Here is a 19,751-nt window from a genome sequence, read left to right as displayed (position 1 = left end):
GGAACAAAAAAGGGACGGCTGAACGCCGCCCCTTTCAGACTCCGCCGCCCCCGCCGCCAACCGCGCGGCGGGAACGAACCGGCAAAACGGCGCTGAATCGAAGCGCCATCGCCGATTACAGCGAGTAGTACATCTCGAACTCGATCGGGTGCGTCGTCATGCGGAACTTCGCCAGCTCCTGCTCCTTCAGCGCGAGGTACGCGTCGATCATGCCGTCCGTGAACACGCCGCCGCGCGTCAGGAACTCGCGATCCTTGTCGAGCGCTTCGAGTGCCTGGTCGAGGCCCGCGCAGACGGTCGGGATCTTTGCATCTTCTTCCGGCGGCAGGTCGTACAGGTTCTTGTCCGCTGCTTCGCCCGGATGGATCTTGTTCTGGATCCCGTCGAGGCCGGCCATCATCAGCGCCGTGAAGCACAGGTACGGGTTCGCCATCGGATCCGGGAAGCGCGTTTCGATACGGCGGCCCTTCGGGTTCGACACGTGCGGAATGCGGATCGATGCCGAACGGTTGCGCGCCGAGTACGCGAGCTTGACCGGTGCTTCGAAGTGCGGGACCAGACGCTTGTACGAGTTCGTCGTCGGGTTCGTGATCGCGTTCAGTGCACGGGCGTGCTTGATGATGCCGCCGATGTAGAACAGCGCCAGTTCCGACAGGCCGGCGTAGCCGTTGCCCGCGAACAGGTTCTGGCCGTCCTTCCAGATCGACTGGTGAACGTGCATGCCCGAACCGTTGTCGCCGACGACCGGCTTCGGCATGAACGTCGCCGTCTTGCCGTACGAGTGCGCGACGTTGTGGATGATGTACTTCGACCATTGCGTCCAGTCGGCGCGCTGAACCAGCGTCGAGAACTTCGTGCCGATTTCGTTCTGGCCCTGGCCCGCCACTTCGTGGTGGTGCACTTCGACCGGGATGCCGAGCTGTTCGAGCAGCAGGCACATTTCCGAACGCATGTCCTGGAACGTGTCGACCGGTGCGACCGGGAAGTAGCCGCCCTTCGTGCCCGGACGGTGGCCCGTGTTGCCGCCTTCGAATTCCTTGCCTGCCGACCACGGCGCTTCTTCCGAATTGATCTTCACGAAGCAGCCCGACATGTCCGTGTTCCACTGGACCGAGTCGAAAATGAAGAATTCCGGTTCCGGACCGAAGTAGGCCGTATCGCCGATACCCGTGCTCTTCAGGTACGCTTCGCCGCGCTTCGCGAGCGAACGCGGATCGCGCTCGTAGCCCTTGCCGTCGGCCGGCTCGACCACGTCGCAGGTCAGCACGAGGGTCGACTCTTCGTAGAACGGGTCGACGAAAGCGGCGCTCGGGTCCGGCATGAGCAGCATGTCCGACGCCTCGATGCCCTTCCAGCCGGCGATCGACGAGCCGTCGAATGCATGGCCGCTTTCGAACTTGTCTTCGTCAAACGCCGAAACCGGCACCGACACGTGCTGCTCCTTGCCGCGCGTATCCGTGAAGCGGAAATCGACAAACTTGACGTCCTCGTCCTTCACGAGCTGCATGACGTCGGCGACGGTTTTACTCATAACCTCTTCTCCTGATTAGAACAATTCCGGCGGACTGGGAACCGCCTCGTTTATCGAGCTGACCGGGGTCTTGCTTTGGCGCAGCGCGCCCCGATTCGACCGAATTCTATATAGCAGCTTCCGTGCCACCTTTGCGAACGACGGGCGCAAATCGCGCCGGGGCTCGCCACGACAGGGCCGGGCTGCGCGATTCCGGGGCCTTGCGCCGCACCGGTCGCTCGCCGAAAGCACTGCGATGGTGCAATTCCGGCAACCCACCGTAGCCAAGGAATCATTTTGGTGCATGCGTGCCATTCTGCACTTTTTTGGTGAACGCGTGGGCCGCGCGTGCACCGCACCGCACGCGGCCATCCGTGCCGCGACGCCGCGCTAGAATGCTCGTTTGACCGATACGGAGACTCCCTGCCATGAGTACGCTCGACCAGCTTTACGCGAAGGCCGACGAACGCCGCGCCCAAGGCGCGCTCAACTACGCCGGGGCGCTGCTGCCGGCCGAAGCCTTCGAACTGCTGCAACTCGATCCGTCGGCACGCCTCGTCGACGTGCGCACCCGCGCCGAACTCGACTGGATCGGCCGCCCGCTCGTCGGCGACGGCCAGTACCTGCACCTCGAATGGACGCGCTACCCGGGCGGCGTGCCGAACGCCGAATTCGTCAACGAACTGAAGGCGGCCCTCCCGGCCGATACCCCCATCCTGTTCCTGTGCCGCAGCGCCGCGCGCTCGAAGCTCGCCGCGGTCGCCTCCACGCAGGCCGGCTTCACGAAGGCGTTCGACCTGCTCGAAGGCTTCGAGGGCGCGAAGGACGCCGAAGGCCACCGCAAGACGGTCGACGGCTGGTGCTTCCGGAAACTGCCGTGGATCGGCGCCTGACGGCGCGCCGCGCCCGCCGGTGACGACAGCCTCATCGTCGAGCCGGGCGATGACATGCCGATGACGGGCCGCGTTGCGCGGCCCGTGGTTTTTGTGCGGCCGGCTGGCGCGCCGCTCAGGCGCGCGACGTCTCGGCTTCGACGACGTCGCCGCCGAGCAGGTGCACACCCTCGCGCAGCTTCACGTACGCGGCCGCGACCGCTTCCGGCTCGCCCTTCACGCCGAGGTCGATGTGACGGCGCGCGAAGATCCCGCCACGCTCCGCATCGCCCACGCTCGGCAGGCTGAACACGCGCACGCCCGGGAAATCGCGCTCGATGCGCTCCATCAACGGCGTGAGCGTCGATTCCGGCAGCTCGAACACATACAGCGAACGCTCCGCGTGCGGCGTCGCGTGATGCAGGTGCGCGTACTTCGTATCGAGCACCCATTCGATCATCGGCCACGCCATCACCGGGAAGCCCGGCACGAAGTGCAGGTCGCCGACCGAGAAACCGGGAATCCGGTTGTAGCCGTTCGGGATGATCGTCGCGCCCACCGGAAACACGCCCATGTTGAAGCGGTGCTGGTTCTCCGGGGAATCGAAATCGACCGGCGTGGCCGGGTCGGTGTGGGTTTCGCGGATCCGCTCCGAAATCAGCACCTTCGCTTCCGGATGCAGCTCGAGCGTCACGCCGAGCGCGGCGGCCGCGCACTGGCGCGTGTGGTCGTCCGGCGTCGCGCCGATCCCGCCCGTCGAGAACACGATGTCGCCCGACGCGATCGCGCGCGCGAGCGTCGCCGTGATGCGCGCCGGATCGTCGCCGACGTATTCGGCCCAGTCGAGCGCGAGGCCGCGTGCGCCGAGCAGCTCGATGACCTTCGCCAGATGCTTGTCCTGCCGGCGGCCCGAAAGGATTTCGTCGCCGATGATGATGATGCCGATGCTCATGCCTGCCCCATGTCGATTGCGGTGGCGCGCGAACTCGCACGCAGGTCCTCCAGCGCGCGCAGGCAATAATGCCCGAACCACAGCGCCGAGAAGACGAGGATGAAAGCGTAAACCCAGATCATGGCCGCCGCGACGAACGGGAACAGCACCATCATCCAGACCGACGATACCCACACGAAGGTCGGCACGGTGCCGAGCAGCCCGGTCGCGACGCCGATGCCGATCAGCGGCCAGCGGTGCCGGCGCACGAGCGCCCGGCGCTCGTCGCGGCTCGCGTGCAGCGCGAGTGCGTCGTAGGTCATCACGCGGTACGTGAGCCAGCCCCAGATCACGGGCGGCAGCAGCGCGAAGAACGGTGGAATCAGCCACAGCGGGATCGTGACGACCAGCACGACGACGCCGGCCAGCGCCGCCCACAGCGAGTTGAACACGCTGCCGAAGAAGGTGCCGCCCCGCTTCGGCTCGAGCGCCGCGAACTGCCGGTTCGACAGGTGCTTGATCACGACCGGCATCGAAATCGTCGCGATCAGCAACAGCACGGTCAGCACGATCAGCGGAATCGCGAGCGACACGACCACGAACGGCGCGACGACCGCATGCAGCTGCGACATGCCGATCGCGTCGAACGCGCGGTACAGCAGGGCCGTCAGCACGAAGCCGTCGAGCGCGCCGCGTGCGAGGTCCAGCAGCGTCTGCCACGAGAACCACAGCACGACGCCCCACAGGACGGCCGAGACGAGAAACGGCATAAGGGTGAGCCAGAGCATGCGCGGATGCAGTGCGCTCGCCAATGCCCGGACGAAGGAACGCAGCAAGTCGTTCATGCGAGCCTGTATCGACGGAGAAAAACGGGGAAAGGATAAACCACGCGGCCCGCATGCGCCAAAGCACATGCGGGCCGCGTGGGAGAGCCGCTCAACGTGGGAATGGCCGGATCAGGCCGACGCCGCGCCGCGCTTGGCGGGGAACAGGCGCCGGAAGATCCGCACGAACGCGAGGCCGTGCTGCGCCCAGAAGCCTTCGCCGTAGGACACGCCCTCGACCTGGTCGCGGATGCCGGTCGGCTCGACCGTGCGGTTCCACGACGCGGTGCCGAACATCATGTCCCACCACGGGAACAGCACGCCGAAGTTGCAACCGTACTTCGTGCCTTCGTGGCCGTAGCCGACCGCGTGGTGGCGCCGGTGGAAGATCGGGCTCACGAACAGGCGCTCGCCGAGCCAGCCGAACGACAGGCGCGCATTCGTATGCTGAATGCTCTGCATGAAGTTGGTGAACGCGGTCAGCACGACGAACTGCGACGGCGTCACGCCGATCACGAGCGCGATCGCCGCGAAGAAACACGACTGGATCACGTCGTCGAGCACGTGGTTGCGGTCGTCGCACCACAGCGACATCTGGCGCTGGCTGTGATGCACGGCGTGCAGTTCCCACCAGACGCCGAACTTGTGCTGCCAGCGGTGATACCAGTAGCCGGCGAAATCGAGCACGACGAGATAGATCGCGAACGCGATGATCGGCTTCGAGGTCACGCCCGGCCACAGGTAGTCGAGGTTGACGTTCGCGACCCCGTGCAGGCGCAGCCACGCCTGGAAGTTGTCGAACAGCGGCTGCAGCGCGAAGAAGAAGAACAGCGAATAGATGCCGAGCTTCGCGATCGCGGTGTAGATCACGTCGACCCGCACGGCACGGCGGTTCGTCCAACGCTCGACGGGCCGCAGCGCCTCGAGCGGGCGCAGCAGCACGAACATCAGCACCATCTGCAGCGCGCCGACGATCACCCAGTACAGCGCGTCGTAGGTGTCCTCGTCGTAGTCCATCAGGTTGAACTTGAAGAGGAGCGGCTGCACGACGTCGACGTACAGCCAGGTCTGGATGTCCGATACGAACGCATCGATCAGGTGCAGCATCGTTCTCCCCCGCCCGTCACGCGCCGTTCGCGGCGCGCCACGGCGCGCGGTCGTAGAAGTAGATCCCGTGCGGCGAACGGCCGACGGCGATCGTCTGCACCAGCTTGCGCGACGCCAGGTCGATGATCCCGACCTTCTTCGCGAAGCGGAACGTCACCCACAGCGTCTTCTTGTCGGCGGACAGCTCCATGTCGTCCGGGCCCGGCAGCAGGCCGGTGATGTCGCCGACGTTGGTGAGCGTGTTCTCGTCGATGATGCTGATCGTGTTCGCGACCCGGTTCGTCACCGCGACGTGGGTGCCGTCGGCGAGCGAACGGAAGTTGTGCGCGCCCTTGCCGGTGTAGATCTGCTTGACGACCTTCTGGTTGCGCCAGTCGACCACCGCGACGTAATCCGCGCCCGTCATCCCGACGAGCAGGTACTTGTCGTCAGGCGTGAGCCACAGGCCGGCCGGCACCTTGCCGACCTTCATCTTCCACTTGACCGTCTGCGTCGGCAGGTCGATCGCCGCGATCTCGCCGGACACCTGCAGCGACACGAGCAGCGTCTTGCTGTCCTTCGTGAACGCGAGGTGGCTCGGCATGACTTCGAGCGGCACGCGCTTCACGAGCTTCAGGTCGCGGCCGTCGTAGCCGTAGATGTCGACGCGGTCGAGGCGCAGGCCGGCGGCCGCGAACCACTTGCGGTCGGGCGAGAAACCGAGCTGGTAAGGATCGTCGATCCCTTCGACGGTGCGCTGCAGCTTGCCCGTCTTCGGATCGAGGAACATCAGGCTGTTCGAGACCGAATTTGCAACGATCAGCGACGAATTGTCGGGCGTTGCCATCAGGTGGTGCGGTTCCTTGCCGGTCGGCATCGTGCCGACGACCTCACGGGTCTGCTGGTCGATCAGGGAAAGCGTCGCTTCGGCCGAATTGAGGATGATCACGTTATTCGCGTGGGCGGCGGGCGCCAGCACGGCGGCGGCCAGCGCGAGCGTGCGGCCGAGGGAAAGGAAAGTGCGCATGAAGACTCACGTCGTGGAACAACCGTCATTGTAAAACGTTCAACCGGCCCGGCCGGTTGACCTGGGCCGGCATTGCGCCACTTCGACGCACGCGGCGGCGGCCCGGCCGGGCGGCGCGGCAAGCGCCGCGCGGCCGGCCGGGGCCCGCCGCCGGCGCGGCGCCCGGGAAGCCGATGTTGCGCTAGCGCTGCATCGACTCCCAGACCTTGTGCAGACGCTTGACAGAGACAGGCATCGGCGTGCGCAGTTCCTGCGCGAACAGCGAAATCCGCAATTCCTCGAGCAGCCAGCGGAATTCCGCGAGCCGCGGATCGGCGACGCCGCCGCGCTGCGACACCGCGCGCTGGTACTGCTGGGCGAGCGGCAGCAGGTCGGCCGACTGCTTCGCGTCACGCGCCGGATCGGCCTTCAGCTTGTCGATCCGCAGCGCGATGCCCTTCAGGTAGCGCGGGAAGTGCGCGAGTTGCGCGTAGGGCGTATCGATCACGAAGCGCTTGCCGACCAGCGCGGCGAGCTGCTGCTGCAGGTCCGCATGCGCCTGCGCGAACGGCTTCGCCTGCGCGAGCTTCTTCACGAGACCCGCGTATTCGGCCAGGACCTGCCCGACCAGCCGCGCGATTTCCTGCGCGAGCAGGTTCAGGCGGCTTCGGCCCTCGTCACGGCGCGCGTGGAAGCTCGCGTCGTCGTCGGGCAGCGGGTCCTGCAGGCACGCGCGGTCGAGCGCCGTGTCGATCAGCTGGTCGCGCAATTCGTCCTGCGTGCCGAGCGACATGTACTGCATCGCCATCTCGCGCAGGCCCGGCAGGTTCTTCTCGAGGAACTTGATCGGCTCCTTCAGCTGCAGCGCGAACAGCCGCCGCAGGCCGGCCCGGTGGATGCGCGCGGCCTCCTCCGGCGAATCGAACACCTCGACGTCGCAATGCGTGCCGCGATCGACGAGCGCCGGGTAGCCGTACAGCGTCTGGCCGCGCCGGCGGATCTCCAGCAGCTCGGGGAGCTTGCCGAAATTCCACGTCGTCAGGTTCTCGTACAGCGCCGTCGCGCCGGCTTCCGCCGGAGCGGACGTCTGCGGCGCCGCGCCCTTCGCGGGCTTCGGGCCGCGGCCGGGTGCGCCGGCCGTACCCGCCGCCGCCGGCGCCTGGCCGACCGGCTGACCCACATCGGCATCGCCGCCAGCCGCGATCGTCGATGCCGCCGCGATCTTCTGGAACTGCTGCTGCGCCTGCGCGCCCAGCTCCTGGCGAAGCTGCGCGAGATTGCGCCCCATCGCGAGCTGGCGGCCGTGCTCGTCGATCACCTTGAAGTTCATGAACAGGTGCGCGGGCAGCGTCTCGAGCTTGAAGTCGGCCGTTTTCATCGCGACCTGCGTCTCGCCGCGCACGTCGGCGATCAGTGCCTCGACGAGGCCGCCCGCGCCGAAGCGCTCGCGGCCCATGCGCTCGACGAAGCCGGCCGCGTATTCGGGCAGCGGCACGCAGTGCCGGCGCAGCTTCTGCGGCAGCGACTTCAGCAGCAACTGCACCTTTTCCTTCAGCATCCCCGGCACGAGCCACTCGCAACGGCGCGCGTCGACCTGGTTCAGCGCGTACAGCGGCACCGCGAGCGTCACGCCGTCGCGCGGCGTGCCCGGCTCGAAGTGATACGTGAGCGCCATCTCGACGCCGGCCATCGTCGCGCGCTTCGGGAACAGCTCGGTCGTCACGCCGGCCGCCTCGTGGCGCATCAGGTCGTCGCGCGACAGGTACAGCAGCCGCTGCTTGTCCTCCGGCTGGCCGCCCTTCTTCACTTCGTCGCGATACCAGCGCTCGAATGCGGCGCCCGTGTGGATGCCCTCCGGAATCGCCTGGTCGTAATACGCGTAGATCAGCTCGTCGTCGACCAGCACGTCCTGCCGGCGCGACTTGTGCTCGAGCTGCTCGATGTCGGCGAGCAGCTTGCGGTTGTGCGCGAAGAACGGCAGCTTCGTGTCGAATTCGCCTTCGACCAGCGCGCCGCGGATGAACAGCTCGCGCGCCCGCGCCGGATCCTGCTTGCCGAACGCGACGCGCCGGCGGTGGTAGATCGGCAGCCCGTACAGCGTCGCGCGCTCGAACGCGCTGACCTGCGCCGGGCGCTTCTCCCAGTGCGGCTCCGACAGCGATTTCTTCAGCAGGTGCGCGCCGATCTTCTCGACCCACTCCGGCTCGATCTTCGCGAGGCAGCGCGCGTACAGCCGGCTCGTCTCGACGAGCTCGGCCGCCATCACCCAGCGGCCGGCCTTCTTCGCGAGCACGGAGCCCGGCCACAGGTAGAACTTGATCCCGCGCGCGCCGAGATAGTGCGGATCGTCATCGGCCTTCAGGCCGAGGTTGCCGAGCAGGCCCGTCAGCAGGGCCAGATGGACCTGTTCGTACGTCGCCTCGGCTTCGTTGAGCCGCCAGCCGTGCTCGCGCACGACGGTCAGCAGCTGCGAATGGACGTCGCGCCACTCGCGCAGCCGCAGGTGCGACAGGAAGTTCTGCCGGCATGCGTCGACGAGCTGGCGGTTCGACTTCTTGTGCGCGACCGCCTCTTCGAACCACGCCCAGATCTTCAGCCACTGCAGGAACTCGGAACGCTCGTCGGCGAACCGGCGGTGCGCCTGGTCGGCCTGCTCCTGCGCCTCGATCGGGCGGTCGCGCGGGTCCTGCACGGACAGCGCGCTCGCGATGATCAGCACCTCGCGCAGCGACTGCTGGTCGCGCGCGGCGAGAATCATCCGGCCGACGCGCGGGTCGAGCGGCAGCCGCGCGAGTTCGCGGCCGAGCGGCGTCAGCGCGTTGTCGTCGTCGACCGCGCCGAGCTCGTTGAGCAGCTGGTAGCCGTCCGCGATCGCGCGGCCGGGCGGCGGCTCGAGGAACGGGAACGATTCGATCGCCGTCAGGTGCAGCGACTTCATCCGCAGGATCACCGACGCGAGCGACGAGCGCAGGATTTCCGGGTCGGTGAAGCGTGCGCGCGCCTGGTAGTCGCTTTCCTCGTACAAGCGAATGCACACGCCGTCGGCCACGCGGCCGCAGCGGCCCGCGCGCTGGTTTGCGGCCGCCTGCGAGATCGACTCGACCTGCAGCTGCTCGACCTTGTTCCGGTACGAATAGCGCTTCACGCGCGCGAGGCCGGTATCGACGACGTAGCGGATGCCCGGCACCGTCAGCGAGGTTTCGGCCACGTTGGTCGCGAGCACGATCCGGCGCGCGTTCGATGCCTTGAACACCTTGTCCTGGTCGGCCGCCGAGAGCCGCGCGAACAGCGGCAGGATCTCGGTATGCGGCGGATGATGCTTGCGCAGCGCCTCGGCCGCCTCGCGGATCTCGCGCTCGCCGGGCAGGAACACCAGCACGTCGCCGGGGCCTTCGCGGCACAGTTCGTCGACCGCGTCGACGATCGCGTCCATCAGGTCGCGCTCGGCTTCGCGCGCGGTCTTCACGCGATCGCGGCCGCCCGTGCCTTCGGCATTTTTCACGGCCGGGCGATCCTCGGCCACCGGCCGGTAGCGCATCTCGACCGGATACAGCCGCCCGCTCACCTCGATCACGGGCGCCGGACGCTGGTCGGTGCCGAAATGGCGCGCGAAGCGATCGGCGTCGATCGTCGCGGACGTGACGATCAGCTTCAGGTCCGGCCGCCTCGGCAGGATTTCCTTCAGGTAGCCGAGCAGGAAGTCGATGTTCAGGCTGCGCTCGTGCGCCTCGTCGATGATCAGCGTGTCGTACGCCTTCAGCAGCGGATCGGTCTGCGTCTCGGCGAGCAGGATCCCGTCCGTCATCAGCTTCACGGACGCGCCCGGCGCGAGATTGTCGGTAAAGCGCACCTTGTAGCCGACCACCTCGCCGAACGGCGTGCCGAGTTCCTCGGCGATCCGCCGGCCGGTCGACGATGCAGCCAGACGGCGCGGCTGCGTATGGCCGATCAGGCCCGTGCCGCCGGCGCCGAGGCCGCGGCCGAGATCGAGACAGATCTTCGGCAACTGCGTGGTCTTGCCCGAGCCGGTTTCGCCGCAGACGATGACAACCTGATGACCGGCGATCGCGCGCGCGATTTCGTCGCGCTTGCCCGACACCGGCAGGCTTTCGGGGTACGTGATCGGCGGGACGGGATTCGGTGCGACGACGGCGCGCGGCGGACGCTCGCGGCGCGGCGGGCGCTCGCCCGTTGCCTGCGGTGCGCCCTTCGCGGCCGGCTGGCGCGCATCGCCGCGCCGTTCGTCACCGCGCGGTGCGCGCGGCGCGTCTGCCGGTTTGCCCGCCGGCTTTTCCTGCTGCTGGCGCGCTGGCTGGCCCTGCTGCTCGCGTGCGTCGGCCGCACCATCCGGGTGCCGGGCCGACGGCGTATTGGCCCGCGTCGGCGCGGGACTTTTAGAAACATTCGACATGGGGGCGCATTATAATCCCGCCCATGAATTCCCAAACCGACCTCCCCCCCGCCCAGACCGGCGCCGCGACGCCGCCGGCCGCCGACGATTCGGCCGCCAGTCACGCGCAGTTCGTCGACTGGATGCGCTCCGTCGCGCCCTATATCCACAAGTTCCGCAACAGCACGTTCGTCGTGGGGTTTGGCGGTGAGGTGGTGCAGCAGGGGCTCCTGAACGCGCTCGTGTCCGACATCGCGCTGCTGCAGGCGATGGGTATCCAGATCGTGCTGGTGCACGGTTCGCGCCCGCAGGTGGAGGAGCAGCTGAGCCTGCACGGTGTCGAATCCGAGTTTTCGCACGGCCTGCGCATCACCGATGCGCGCGCGCTCGAATCCGCGAAGGAAGCGGCCGGCGAAGTGCGTCTCGACATCGAGGCCGCGATCAGCCAGGGTCTGCCGAACTCGCCGATGGCGCACGCGCACATCAGCGTCGTGTCGGGCAACTTCGTGACCGCGCGGCCGGTGGGGATTCTCGACGGGGTCGATTTCGCGCATACGGGCATCGTGCGCAAGATCGACGCCGAGTCGATCCGTCATTCTCTCGCGAGCCGCAAGCTCGTGCTGCTGTCGCCGCTCGGCTTCTCGCCGACCGGCGAAGCGTTCAACCTGTCGATGGAAGACGTCGCGTCGGCCGCCGCGATCGCACTGCGCGCCGACAAGATCATCTTCCTGACCGAAGCACCCGGCATCGTCGACGACGAAGGCGGGCTGGTGCGCGAAATGTCGCTCGACGCGGCCGCCGAGCTGCTCGATTCCGGCAACGTCCAGGGCGACGACGCGTTCTTCCTGAAGCACTCGATCCGCGCATGCCGCGGCGGCGTGACCCGGGCCCACCTGATCCCGCAGTCGCTCGACGGCAGCATGCTGCTCGAACTGTTCCTGCACGACGGCGTCGGCACGATGATCTCGTACGAGAACCTCGAGAGCCTGCGCGAAGCGACGCCGGACGACGTCGGCGGCATCCTGTCGCTGATCGAGCCGCTCGAGTCGGACGGCACGCTGGTGCGCCGCGGCCGCCACCAGATCGAACGCGACATCGACCACTTCTCGGTGATCGAGCACGATGGCGTGCTGTTCGGCTGCGCGGCGCTGTATCCGTACCAGCAGGAGAAGATCGGCGAGATGGCGTGCCTGACGGTCGCGCCGGAAGCGCAGGGCTCGGGCGACGGCGAACGCCTGCTCAAGCGCATCGAGCAGCGCGCCCGCGCGCGCGGCCTCACGCACATCTTCGTGCTCACGACGCGCACCGAGCACTGGTTCCTCAAGCGCGGCTTCGTCAAGGTCAGCGTCGACGACCTCCCCGAAGACCGCCGCAAACTCTATAACTGGCAGCGCAAGTCGCTCGTGCTGATGAAGCAGCTCTGAGCGCAGGCACGACTGCCCTCCCCCCAGTTCGATTACAGGAGAAGTACACGATGGCTCGAATGATTCAATGCGCGAAGCTCGGCAAGGAAGCCGAAGGCCTCGATTTCCCGCCGCTGCCGGGCGAACTCGGCAAGCGCATTTACGAGAGCGTCTCGAAGGAAGCGTGGCAGGGCTGGCTCAAGCAGCAGACGATGCTGATCAACGAGAACCGCCTGAACATGGCCGACCCGCGCGCGCGCCAGTACCTGATGAAGCAGACCGAGAAGTACTTCTTCGGCGACGGCGCGGACCAGGCGTCCGGCTACGTGCCGCCGACGGAAGGCTGATGATGCGATGCGCGCGGCCGGCAGCCTGCCGGCCGCGTGCTCCGGGAAAGACGGCACCGTGTTTCGCGCGGTGCCGTTTTCTTTTGGCGACATGCGCTCGGGGCGTTCCCGCCTCCCGCGCGGCGGCATGGCGTGCCGCTCAGCCGGCCGGCTTCAGCGCGCCGCCGTCGCCCGGCTGCGCGCTCCCGTCGGCCGCGGGTGCCGTGCTGCCGCCTTCGGTGCCCCATTCGGCCGCATCGCTGCGTTCGGCCGTCGACAGTTCGTCCGCGCGATACCCGGTGCGATTCAGCAGCGCGAGCATGCAGACGAGCGACACGAGCGCGTAAAGCCCCGATGCGACCGCGACGCCGACGATGCTGCCGGTCGTGTTGAGGATCGCCTGCGCGAGCACGGGCGTGCCGCCGCCGACGACGAGCGCGCTCAGCTGATACGCGAGCGACAGGCCCGTGTAGCGGATGTTCGCCGGGAACACGCGCGCGAGCACGCCGCCGACCGCGCCGTAGAACATCGCCGACGGAATCGTCGAGATGCACATGCCCGCGACGGCGACCCAATACGAACGCGTCGCGAGCGCATGGAACATCACCGGCATCAGCACGATTTCCGGGATCAGGATCCAGCACATCGCGCGGCGCATGTCGACCTTCGACACGAACCACGCGCCGACCGGCTGCATCAGGAACTGCACGACGAGCGAGATCGACAGGATGCCGAGGAACGTGCCCTGCGCGTAGCCGAGTTCCTTCGTCGCCCACGACAGCGCGAACGTGCTGCGGAAGTACGTGACGTTGATCACCGGCAGCGTGCCGGCCGCGAGCAGCACGACGACCCGGTGATCGCGCACGACGTCGCGCAGCGGCAGCTTCACGGTGCGCTTGCGCGCGAGCACGCGCTGCATGTCGGCCGACTCCTCGAGCTTCAGCCGGATCACCATGCCGATGATCACCAGCACGGCCGACAGCAGGAACGGAATGCGCCAGCCCCACATCAGGAACGACGGTGTCGGCAGCGCGCTCAGCGCGAAAAACGCGGCGGTGGCCAGCAGGTTGCCGGTGGGCGAACCCTGCTGCGCGAACGCCGCGTACAGGATGCTGCGATGCTTCGGCGCGTTCTCGCTCGCGATCAGCACCGCGCCGCCCCACTCGCCGCCAACCGCGATCCCCTGCAGCACGCGCAGCGCGACGAGGCCGGCCGGCGCCCATACACCGATCCGCGCATAACCGGGCAGCAGGCCGATGCCGGTCGTCGCGAGCCCCATCATCACCAGCGTGATCACGAGCGCGGTCTTGCGGCCGACACGATCGCCGAGATGCCCGAACACGATGCCGCCGAGCGGCCGCGCGGCGAAGCCGGCCCAGAACGTGACGAACGCAAGCAGCGTCGCGACGCCGGGATCCATCCTGCTCGAAAAGAACACCTTGCCGAACACGAGCGCCGCGGCGGTGCCGTAAATGTAGAAGTCGTACCACTCGATCGTGGTGCCGACGAACGCCGCGAAGGCGGCGCGGCCGGGCCGCGGCTGCTGTGCGGCGGGCGGGGATGGCTGACGGCTCATCGATGTCTCCATGTTTGTGTTTCCGGGGCGCGACTGCCGCGCGCCTTTCCCGGATGGCCGGCATGGCGCCGCCGGCCGGCGGCGTCGTGTCAGCCGGGGGCTTCCCTCAGCACGCCGGCGTCGAGCAATTGCTGCTGGAGCGCGGGATCGACGCCGAGGCGATCGAGCACCGCGCGCGTGTCGCCGCCCAGCGCGGGCGGCGGCGAACGATAGGTAGCCGGCGTGCGCGACAGCTTCACCGGCGATGCGGTGCCGCGATACGCGCCGATCTCGACGAACAGGTTCCGGTGCAGCGCATGCGGATCGTGCGCGACGTCGGCCACCGTTCGCACCGGCCCGCACGGCACGCCGGCCGCCATCAGGTCGCGCGCGAGCGGCTCGCATGCGTGCGCGGCGAGCCGCGCTTCCAGTTCGGCCTTCAGCTCGGGACGGTGCGCGCAGCGGTTGCGGTTGTCGACGAAACGTGGATCGCCCGCGAGCGCCGGCACGCCGAGATGCGCAACGAGCCGCGCGAACTGCCGGTCGTTGCCGATCGCGAGGAAGATCGGCACGGTCGCCGTGCGGTAGCTGTCGTATGGCGCGATGTTCGGATGCGCGTTGCCGCTGCGCGCCGGCACGCGCCCCGAACCGAAGAAGTTCGGCAGGTGCGGATGCAGCAGCGACACGCCGCAGTCGTACAGCGCGATGTCGATCGATTGCCCGAGCCCGCTCTTCCCGCGCTCCGCGAGCGCCAGCAGGATGCCCGCGAGCGCATTGAGGCCCGTGACCATGTCGACGATCGGCAGACCGATGCGCGTCGCGTCGCCGTCGCGCTCGCCGTTGACGCTCATCAGCCCCGCCATCGCCTGGATCACCGCGTCGTAGCCGGGCAGCCCGCCGAGCGGACCGTCCGCGCCGAAGCCCGTCACCGCGCAGTGGATCAGCCACGGGAAGCGCGGCTGCAAGTCGCGTGCATAGTCCATCCCCCAGCGCGCGAGCGTGCCCGGCTTGAAGTTCTCGACGAGCACGTCCGCCTCGTCGAGCAGGTGCCACAGGATCGCGCGCCCCTCGTCGCGCGACAGGTCGAGCGCGAGCCCTTCCTTGTTGCGGTTCACGCCCATGAAGTACCACGCGGTGTCGCCGAGGAACGGCGGCCCCCAGCCGCGCGTCTCGTCGCCGTCCGGCGGCTCGATCTTGACCACCGTCGCCCCGTGGTCGGCGAGTGCCTGCGTGCAGTACGGGCCGCCGAGCACGCGGCTCAGGTCGACGACCTTCAGGCCGTCCAGTGCACCACGCGGGGCGGTCATCGTTCGACCTCCGGCAGCAGGTCGAGCGCGGTATCGAGCGCGATGGGCGTGCCGCGCAGCAGCGCAGCGCAGGCGGCGGATTCGTCGTCGCGCGATGCCGGCGCAAGCGGGTCGACCGGCAGCAGCTTGTGGCGCACGACCAGGTGCGCGAGCGCGAGACGCCGGAAATCCGGCGCGAGCCGCGCGCCCTCGCACGCCATCAGCACGGCCGCGCTTGCGTAGTACAGCGCGGACGCGGCCTGCCGCACGCGTGCGTCGTCGCCTTCCGCCGCGACCCGCGCAAGCGCGTCGCACGCGCGCGCGAGGATGCGCCGCAGTGCCGCGCGGCTCGCGTCGGGCAGCGGTGCCGCGCCGAGGCGGTCGCCGAGAAAGGTACGCAGCGCGTCGAGCGCCTGCTCGCGCTGCGCGGCCCGCGCGACGTCCAGCGCGACGATGTTGCTCGTGCCTTCCCAGATCGAGCCGAGATGCGCATCGCGCACGATGCGCGCGTCGCTCCATTCCTCGATGTAGCCGGTGCCGCCGCGCACTTCCATCGCATCGCCCGTCACGCGCCGCGCATCGCGGCACGCGCGGAACTTGATCAGCGGCGTCAGGATCCGCACGCAGCGCGCGGCCTGCTCGTCGCCGGCATCGGCCTGCGGCAGCAGCAGCGCGATCTGCATGAACATCGCGCGTGCGGCCTCGGCCGGCAGCAGCATCTTCAGCAACTGGCGCTGCATCAGCGGCATCTCGATCAGCTTGCGGCCGAACGCCTCGCGGTGCGCGGCGACGTGCAGCGCCTCGTTCAGCGCACGCCGCATCAGCCCCGCCGCGCGCACGCCGTTCGACAGCCGCGACATGTTGATCATGTCGGCCATCTGGTGGAAACCGCGGCCGATCTCGCCGATCAGGAACGCCTGCGCGCCTTCGAGCGCGATCTCGCCGCTCGCCATCGACCGGCTGCCGAGCTTGTCCTTCAGGCGCACGATCCGGTAGCGGTTGCGCGTGCCGTCCGGCAGCGTCTTCGGCAGCAGGAACAGCGCGAGGCCCTTGATGCCGTCCGGCGCGCCGTCGGGCCGCGCGAGCACCATCGCGAGATCGGCGTCCGCGTTCGAGCAGAACCACTTGTCGCCGGTCAGGCGCCAGACGGTCTCGCCGTGCGCGTCCGTCTCGCGCGTCGCCCGCGTGGCGATCCGGCCGACATCGGAACCCGCCGCCTGCTCGGTCATGAACATCGCACCCTGGTACAGCGTGTCGAAGTCGCGCGACGCGAGCCCCGGCAGGTAGCGCGCGACGAGCGCCGGATCGCCGAAGCAGCGCAGCGTCCGCGTCAGCGAATCGGTCATGCTGACCGGGCAGCACAGCCCGAATTCGGCCTGCACGAACAGGAACGTCAGCGCGTACTTGACGAGCGGCGCAACGGATTCCGCCCCGTGGCTCAGCGACGCGAGCCCGAGCTCGGCATACGCGACACGTTCGAGCGCGACATACGCGGGATCCTTGTCGATCCGCTGCACGGCCTCGCCGCGCCGGTTGCGCTGTTCGAGCACGGGCGGGTGCTTGTCCGCGCGCGACGCCCATTCGTCGAGTTCGCCCGACACGCGTGCGCCGAGCGCGCGCAGCCGAGGCTCCAGTTCGGCATAGTGCGCGTCGCCGAGATGCAGCTTCAGCAACGCGCCGAGATCGGGATCGACCGTGAAGAAATTGAGGCCCCGGCTGTCGGGGATGTTGGATGCGCCGGCGTCCGGCGTGCGAGCGGTGTCGTTCATGCGTGCGTCTCCTGGGTTGCCTGCACATCGGCCGGCGGGGCGCGCCGCGGCGCCCGGCCAGTCCCGTGCAAAGCCTTCCGCAGAGCGTAGGCGCGCGATCGATAAGCGTCCAATACAGGATTTGTCCGGTACGATAGATACCGCTTATCGATGCCGACGCCGCGAGGAGACACCATGGAACTGAGGCAGTTGCGCTACTTCGTGGCGGTCGCCGAGGAACTGCATTTCGGGCGCGCGGCAAAGCGCCTGTTCATCTCGCAGCCGGCGCTGAGTTTCGATATCCGCAAGTTCGAAGGCGCGCTCGGCGTCCAGCTGTTCTCGCGCACCAACAAGACCGTCGCGCTGACCAATGCGGGCGAGGTGCTGCTCGGCGAAGCGCGCCGGCTGCTGCTGCAGGCGGCCGAGGCCGAACGCCTGACGGTGCGCTCCGCGTCGGGCCTCGCGGGACGGCTGCGGATCGGCTTCGTTCATTCGATGCTGTATCGCGGGCTGCCCGATGCGGTGCGGCGTTTCGAGGCCGACTATCCGGGCGTCGAGGTCGTGCTGAGCGAGATGAACACGCACGCGCAGGTGCAGGCGATCCAGCGCGGCCAGATCGATCTCGGCTACGCGCACTGGGGCCACTTCCCGCCCGAGGTCGAATCGGTACCTGTCTATGCGGAACCGTTCGTGTGCTGCCTGCCGGCCGCACATCCGCTCGCGCGGCGCAGGCAGGTCGCGCTTGCCGCGCTGGCCGCGGAACCGTTCATCCTGTTTCCGCGCGAAGCGGCGCCGCATTATCACGACCTGATCATCGCGCAATGCGTGAACGCCGGCTTCAGCCCGCTGATTCGCCACGAAGCGCGGCTGTGGCAGACGATCCTGTCGATGATCGAGTTCGGGATGGGCGTCGCGCTGGTGCCGCGCGTGCTGCAGCAGGCGAAGAGCGACCGGCTCGCGTTCCGGCCGCTGAAGGATGCGTCGCTCGAATCGCGCACGCTCGCACTGAAGCGCAGCGGCACCGCCGAGCCGGTTGCGCTGCGCTTCGCCGACTACGTGCGCGCGTCGATCGACGCACTGCCCGCGCTCGCGGGCTGAGTGCACGGCCGGCTGGCAGGTATTTGCGGGTATCTGAAAAATATTTGCAGAAAGGGCTTTACGAACCCCAAAAGCTCTGACATAATTTGATTCTTCTTTGGGCGGTTAGCTCAGCGGTAGAGCACTGCCTTCACACGGCAGGGGTCACTGGTTCGATCCCAGTACCGCCCACCAAAGAATTCAAGGGCCTGCGTCTCACGACGCAGGCCCTTTTCGTTTTGGTGTCGCGCGTGCTTCGAGCGACGCGGGCACCATGTCATTCGACGACGCCCGCGTCCACACGCAGCTACCCAGATACCGGCTTACCGTGCGTACCCCACCCGCTGCGCCGTCGCATCGAACGCCCGTTTCGCCTTGTCGACGATCTCGTCGACCTCCGCCTCGCGAATCACGAGCGGTGGCGACAGCAGCATCCGGTCGCCGGTCGCACGCATGATCAGGTTGCCGTTGAAGCAGAAGTCGCGGCAGATCGTCCCGATATCGACGTTCGCACCGAACCGCTCTCGCCGGCGCCGGTCGCGCGCAAGCTGAACGCCTGCCACGAGCCCCGCTCCCGAAATCTCCCCGACGATCGGACGGTCGCCCAGCGCATCGCGCAGCCTGCGCTGGAAGTACGGCCCGATGTCGTTCTTCACGCGCTCGACGATCCCTTCGTCGCGCAGCAGCTTCAGGTTCGCGACCGCGACGGCTGCCGCCACCGGGTGGCCCGAGTACGTGAGGCCATGGTTGAATTCGCCGTTGTCGATGATCGGCTGTGCCACGCGCTCGTGAATGCCGACGGCACCCATCGGCACGTAGCCCGACGTGAGGCCCTTGGCCATCGTGATCAGGTCCGGCTCGAAGCCGAAGTGCTGATGCGCGAACCATTCACCGGTGCGCCCGAAGCCGCCGATCACTTCGTCGGCCACCAGCAGGATGTCGTACTTGCGGCAGATCCGCTGGATTTCCGGCCAGTACGTCGACGGCGGGAAGATCACGCCGCCCGCGCCCTGGAACGGCTCGCCGATGAACGCCGCGACGTTTTCCGCGCCGAGTTCGAGGATCTTCGCCTCGAGCTGCTGCGCGCGGGCCAGGCCGAACGCTTCCGGCGTTTCGCCGGCCGCCGCCTCGCCGAAGAAATATGGCTGGTCGATGTGCACGATGTTCTCGACCTTCGACGGCATCTGCTCGTGCATGTAGCCCATCCCGCCGAGCGTGCCGCCCGCGATCGTCGAGCCGTGGTAACCGTTCTTGCGCGAGATCACGAACTTCTTCTGCGGCTGGCCCTGCACGCGCCAGTACTGGTGCACGAGGCGCAGCACGGTGTCGTTGCCTTCCGAGCCGCTGTTGCAATAGAAGAAGTGGTTGAAGCCGGCCGGCGTGACTTCCGCGAGCATCGCGGAGAGTTCGATTACCGGCGGGTGCGTGGTCTTGAAGAAGGTGTTGTAGAACGGCAGTTCCTGGATCTGGCGATACGCGGCGTCGGCGAGTTCCTTGCGGCCGTAGCCGACGTTCACGCACCAGAGGCCGGCCATCCCGTCGATGACCTTGTTGCCGTCCGAGTCCCACAGGTAGACGCCGTCGGCCTTCACGATCACGCGGCTGCCCGCGCGGTTCAGCGCGCCCATGTCCGAGAACGGGTGGATGTGGTGCGCGGCGTCGAGCGCGCGGTATTCGGCGGTCGAATGCGGTGAGAAGGCTTCGTTTCGATCGGTCATGTTTCCTCCGGATAACGCT

14 protein-coding genes and 1 tRNA gene are annotated in these 19,751 nt (G+C 68.0%); 5 read left to right on the top strand and 10 right to left on the bottom strand.

Annotated features, from left to right (window positions below; genetic code table 11):
* Positions 1-115 precede the first annotated feature (115 nt).
* Positions 116-1,531: a type I glutamate--ammonia ligase gene (gene glnA, locus DPV79_RS20875; RefSeq protein WP_017331833.1), complete on the bottom strand. Its 1,416-nt coding sequence runs from the start codon at positions 1,529-1,531 to the stop codon at positions 116-118.
* A 407-nt stretch (positions 1,532-1,938) separates the two neighbouring features.
* Between glnA and DPV79_RS20870 the strand changes: the two genes are divergently transcribed.
* Positions 1,939-2,403, top strand: coding sequence for a rhodanese-like domain-containing protein (locus DPV79_RS20870; protein WP_027786952.1), 465 nt, complete (start codon positions 1,939-1,941; stop codon positions 2,401-2,403).
* Between the two features lie 115 nt (positions 2,404-2,518).
* Here the strand turns inward: DPV79_RS20870 and DPV79_RS20865 are convergent, their stop codons facing one another.
* The 5 genes from DPV79_RS20865 to hrpA form a co-directional block, all read right to left on the bottom strand.
* Positions 2,519-3,334, bottom strand: a complete 816-nt coding sequence (locus tag DPV79_RS20865; RefSeq protein ID WP_027786951.1) for a competence/damage-inducible protein A — start codon at positions 3,332-3,334, stop codon at positions 2,519-2,521.
* The gene (locus tag DPV79_RS20860) at positions 3,331-4,158 is read right to left on the bottom strand and encodes an EI24 domain-containing protein (protein WP_021157649.1); all 828 of its coding nucleotides are present in this window, start codon (positions 4,156-4,158) and stop codon (positions 3,331-3,333) included. Before DPV79_RS20860 ends, DPV79_RS20865 begins: the two co-directional genes overlap by 4 nt.
* Before the next feature lie 111 nt (positions 4,159-4,269).
* Positions 4,270-5,244 (bottom strand): sterol desaturase family protein, encoded by a 975-nt coding sequence (locus DPV79_RS20855; protein ID WP_059688904.1) that lies wholly within the window; start codon positions 5,242-5,244, stop codon positions 4,270-4,272.
* A 16-nt stretch (positions 5,245-5,260) separates the two neighbouring features.
* Positions 5,261-6,250, bottom strand: a complete 990-nt coding sequence (locus DPV79_RS20850; RefSeq protein WP_021157647.1) for a YVTN family beta-propeller repeat protein — start codon at positions 6,248-6,250, stop codon at positions 5,261-5,263.
* A 181-nt stretch (positions 6,251-6,431) separates the two neighbouring features.
* Positions 6,432-10,640 carry an ATP-dependent RNA helicase HrpA gene (hrpA, locus tag DPV79_RS20845; protein ID WP_113046368.1) on the bottom strand — a complete coding sequence of 1,403 codons (4,209 nt, stop codon included), beginning with the start codon at positions 10,638-10,640 and terminating at the stop codon, positions 6,432-6,434.
* Positions 10,641-10,663: 23 nt separating this feature from the next.
* On the opposite strand from hrpA, the gene argA reads away from it, so the two are divergent.
* Together argA and DPV79_RS20835 are read left to right on the top strand one after the other, a co-directional pair.
* The gene (gene argA / locus DPV79_RS20840; RefSeq protein ID WP_027786948.1) at positions 10,664-12,043 is read left to right on the top strand and encodes an amino-acid N-acetyltransferase; all 1,380 of its coding nucleotides are present in this window, start codon (positions 10,664-10,666) and stop codon (positions 12,041-12,043) included.
* A 50-nt stretch (positions 12,044-12,093) separates the two neighbouring features.
* Complete coding sequence (locus tag DPV79_RS20835) at positions 12,094-12,369, top strand: oxidative damage protection protein (RefSeq protein WP_006478357.1); 276 nt, start codon at positions 12,094-12,096, stop codon at positions 12,367-12,369.
* Between the two features lie 139 nt (positions 12,370-12,508).
* On the opposite strand, the gene DPV79_RS20830 is transcribed toward DPV79_RS20835, so the two are convergent.
* The 3 genes from DPV79_RS20830 to DPV79_RS20820 form a co-directional block, all read right to left on the bottom strand.
* On the bottom strand, positions 12,509-13,924 hold the full coding sequence (locus DPV79_RS20830; protein WP_059688906.1) for an MFS transporter: 1,416 nt from the start codon (positions 13,922-13,924) through the stop codon (positions 12,509-12,511).
* An 89-nt stretch (positions 13,925-14,013) separates the two neighbouring features.
* Positions 14,014-15,210, bottom strand: a complete 1,197-nt coding sequence (locus tag DPV79_RS20825; protein ID WP_113046367.1) for a CaiB/BaiF CoA transferase family protein — start codon at positions 15,208-15,210, stop codon at positions 14,014-14,016.
* Positions 15,207-16,958: an acyl-CoA dehydrogenase family protein gene (locus tag DPV79_RS20820; protein ID WP_113046366.1), complete on the bottom strand. Its 1,752-nt coding sequence runs from the start codon at positions 16,956-16,958 to the stop codon at positions 15,207-15,209. Before DPV79_RS20820 ends, DPV79_RS20825 begins: the two co-directional genes overlap by 4 nt.
* A 174-nt stretch (positions 16,959-17,132) precedes the next feature.
* Here DPV79_RS20820 and DPV79_RS20815 point away from each other — a divergent pair, with 174 nt between their 5' ends.
* Together DPV79_RS20815 and DPV79_RS20810 are read left to right on the top strand one after the other, a co-directional pair.
* A complete protein-coding gene (locus DPV79_RS20815; protein WP_059621483.1) occupies positions 17,133-18,035 on the top strand; it encodes a LysR family transcriptional regulator in 903 nt (300 codons plus the stop codon).
* 99 nt (positions 18,036-18,134) lie between these two features.
* Positions 18,135-18,209: transfer RNA gene (locus DPV79_RS20810), tRNA-Val, on the top strand.
* A 128-nt stretch (positions 18,210-18,337) separates the two neighbouring features.
* On the opposite strand, the gene DPV79_RS20805 is transcribed toward DPV79_RS20810, so the two are convergent.
* Positions 18,338-19,732, bottom strand: a complete 1,395-nt coding sequence (locus DPV79_RS20805; protein ID WP_113046365.1) for an aspartate aminotransferase family protein — start codon at positions 19,730-19,732, stop codon at positions 18,338-18,340.
* Between the last annotated feature and the right edge of the window lie 19 nt (positions 19,733-19,751).

It is taken from the genome of Burkholderia reimsis (assembly GCF_003294055.1).
Taxonomy (GTDB): Bacteria; Pseudomonadota; Gammaproteobacteria; order Burkholderiales; family Burkholderiaceae; genus Burkholderia; species Burkholderia cepacia.
This window is presented reverse-complemented; position numbering and strand designations above follow the sequence as displayed.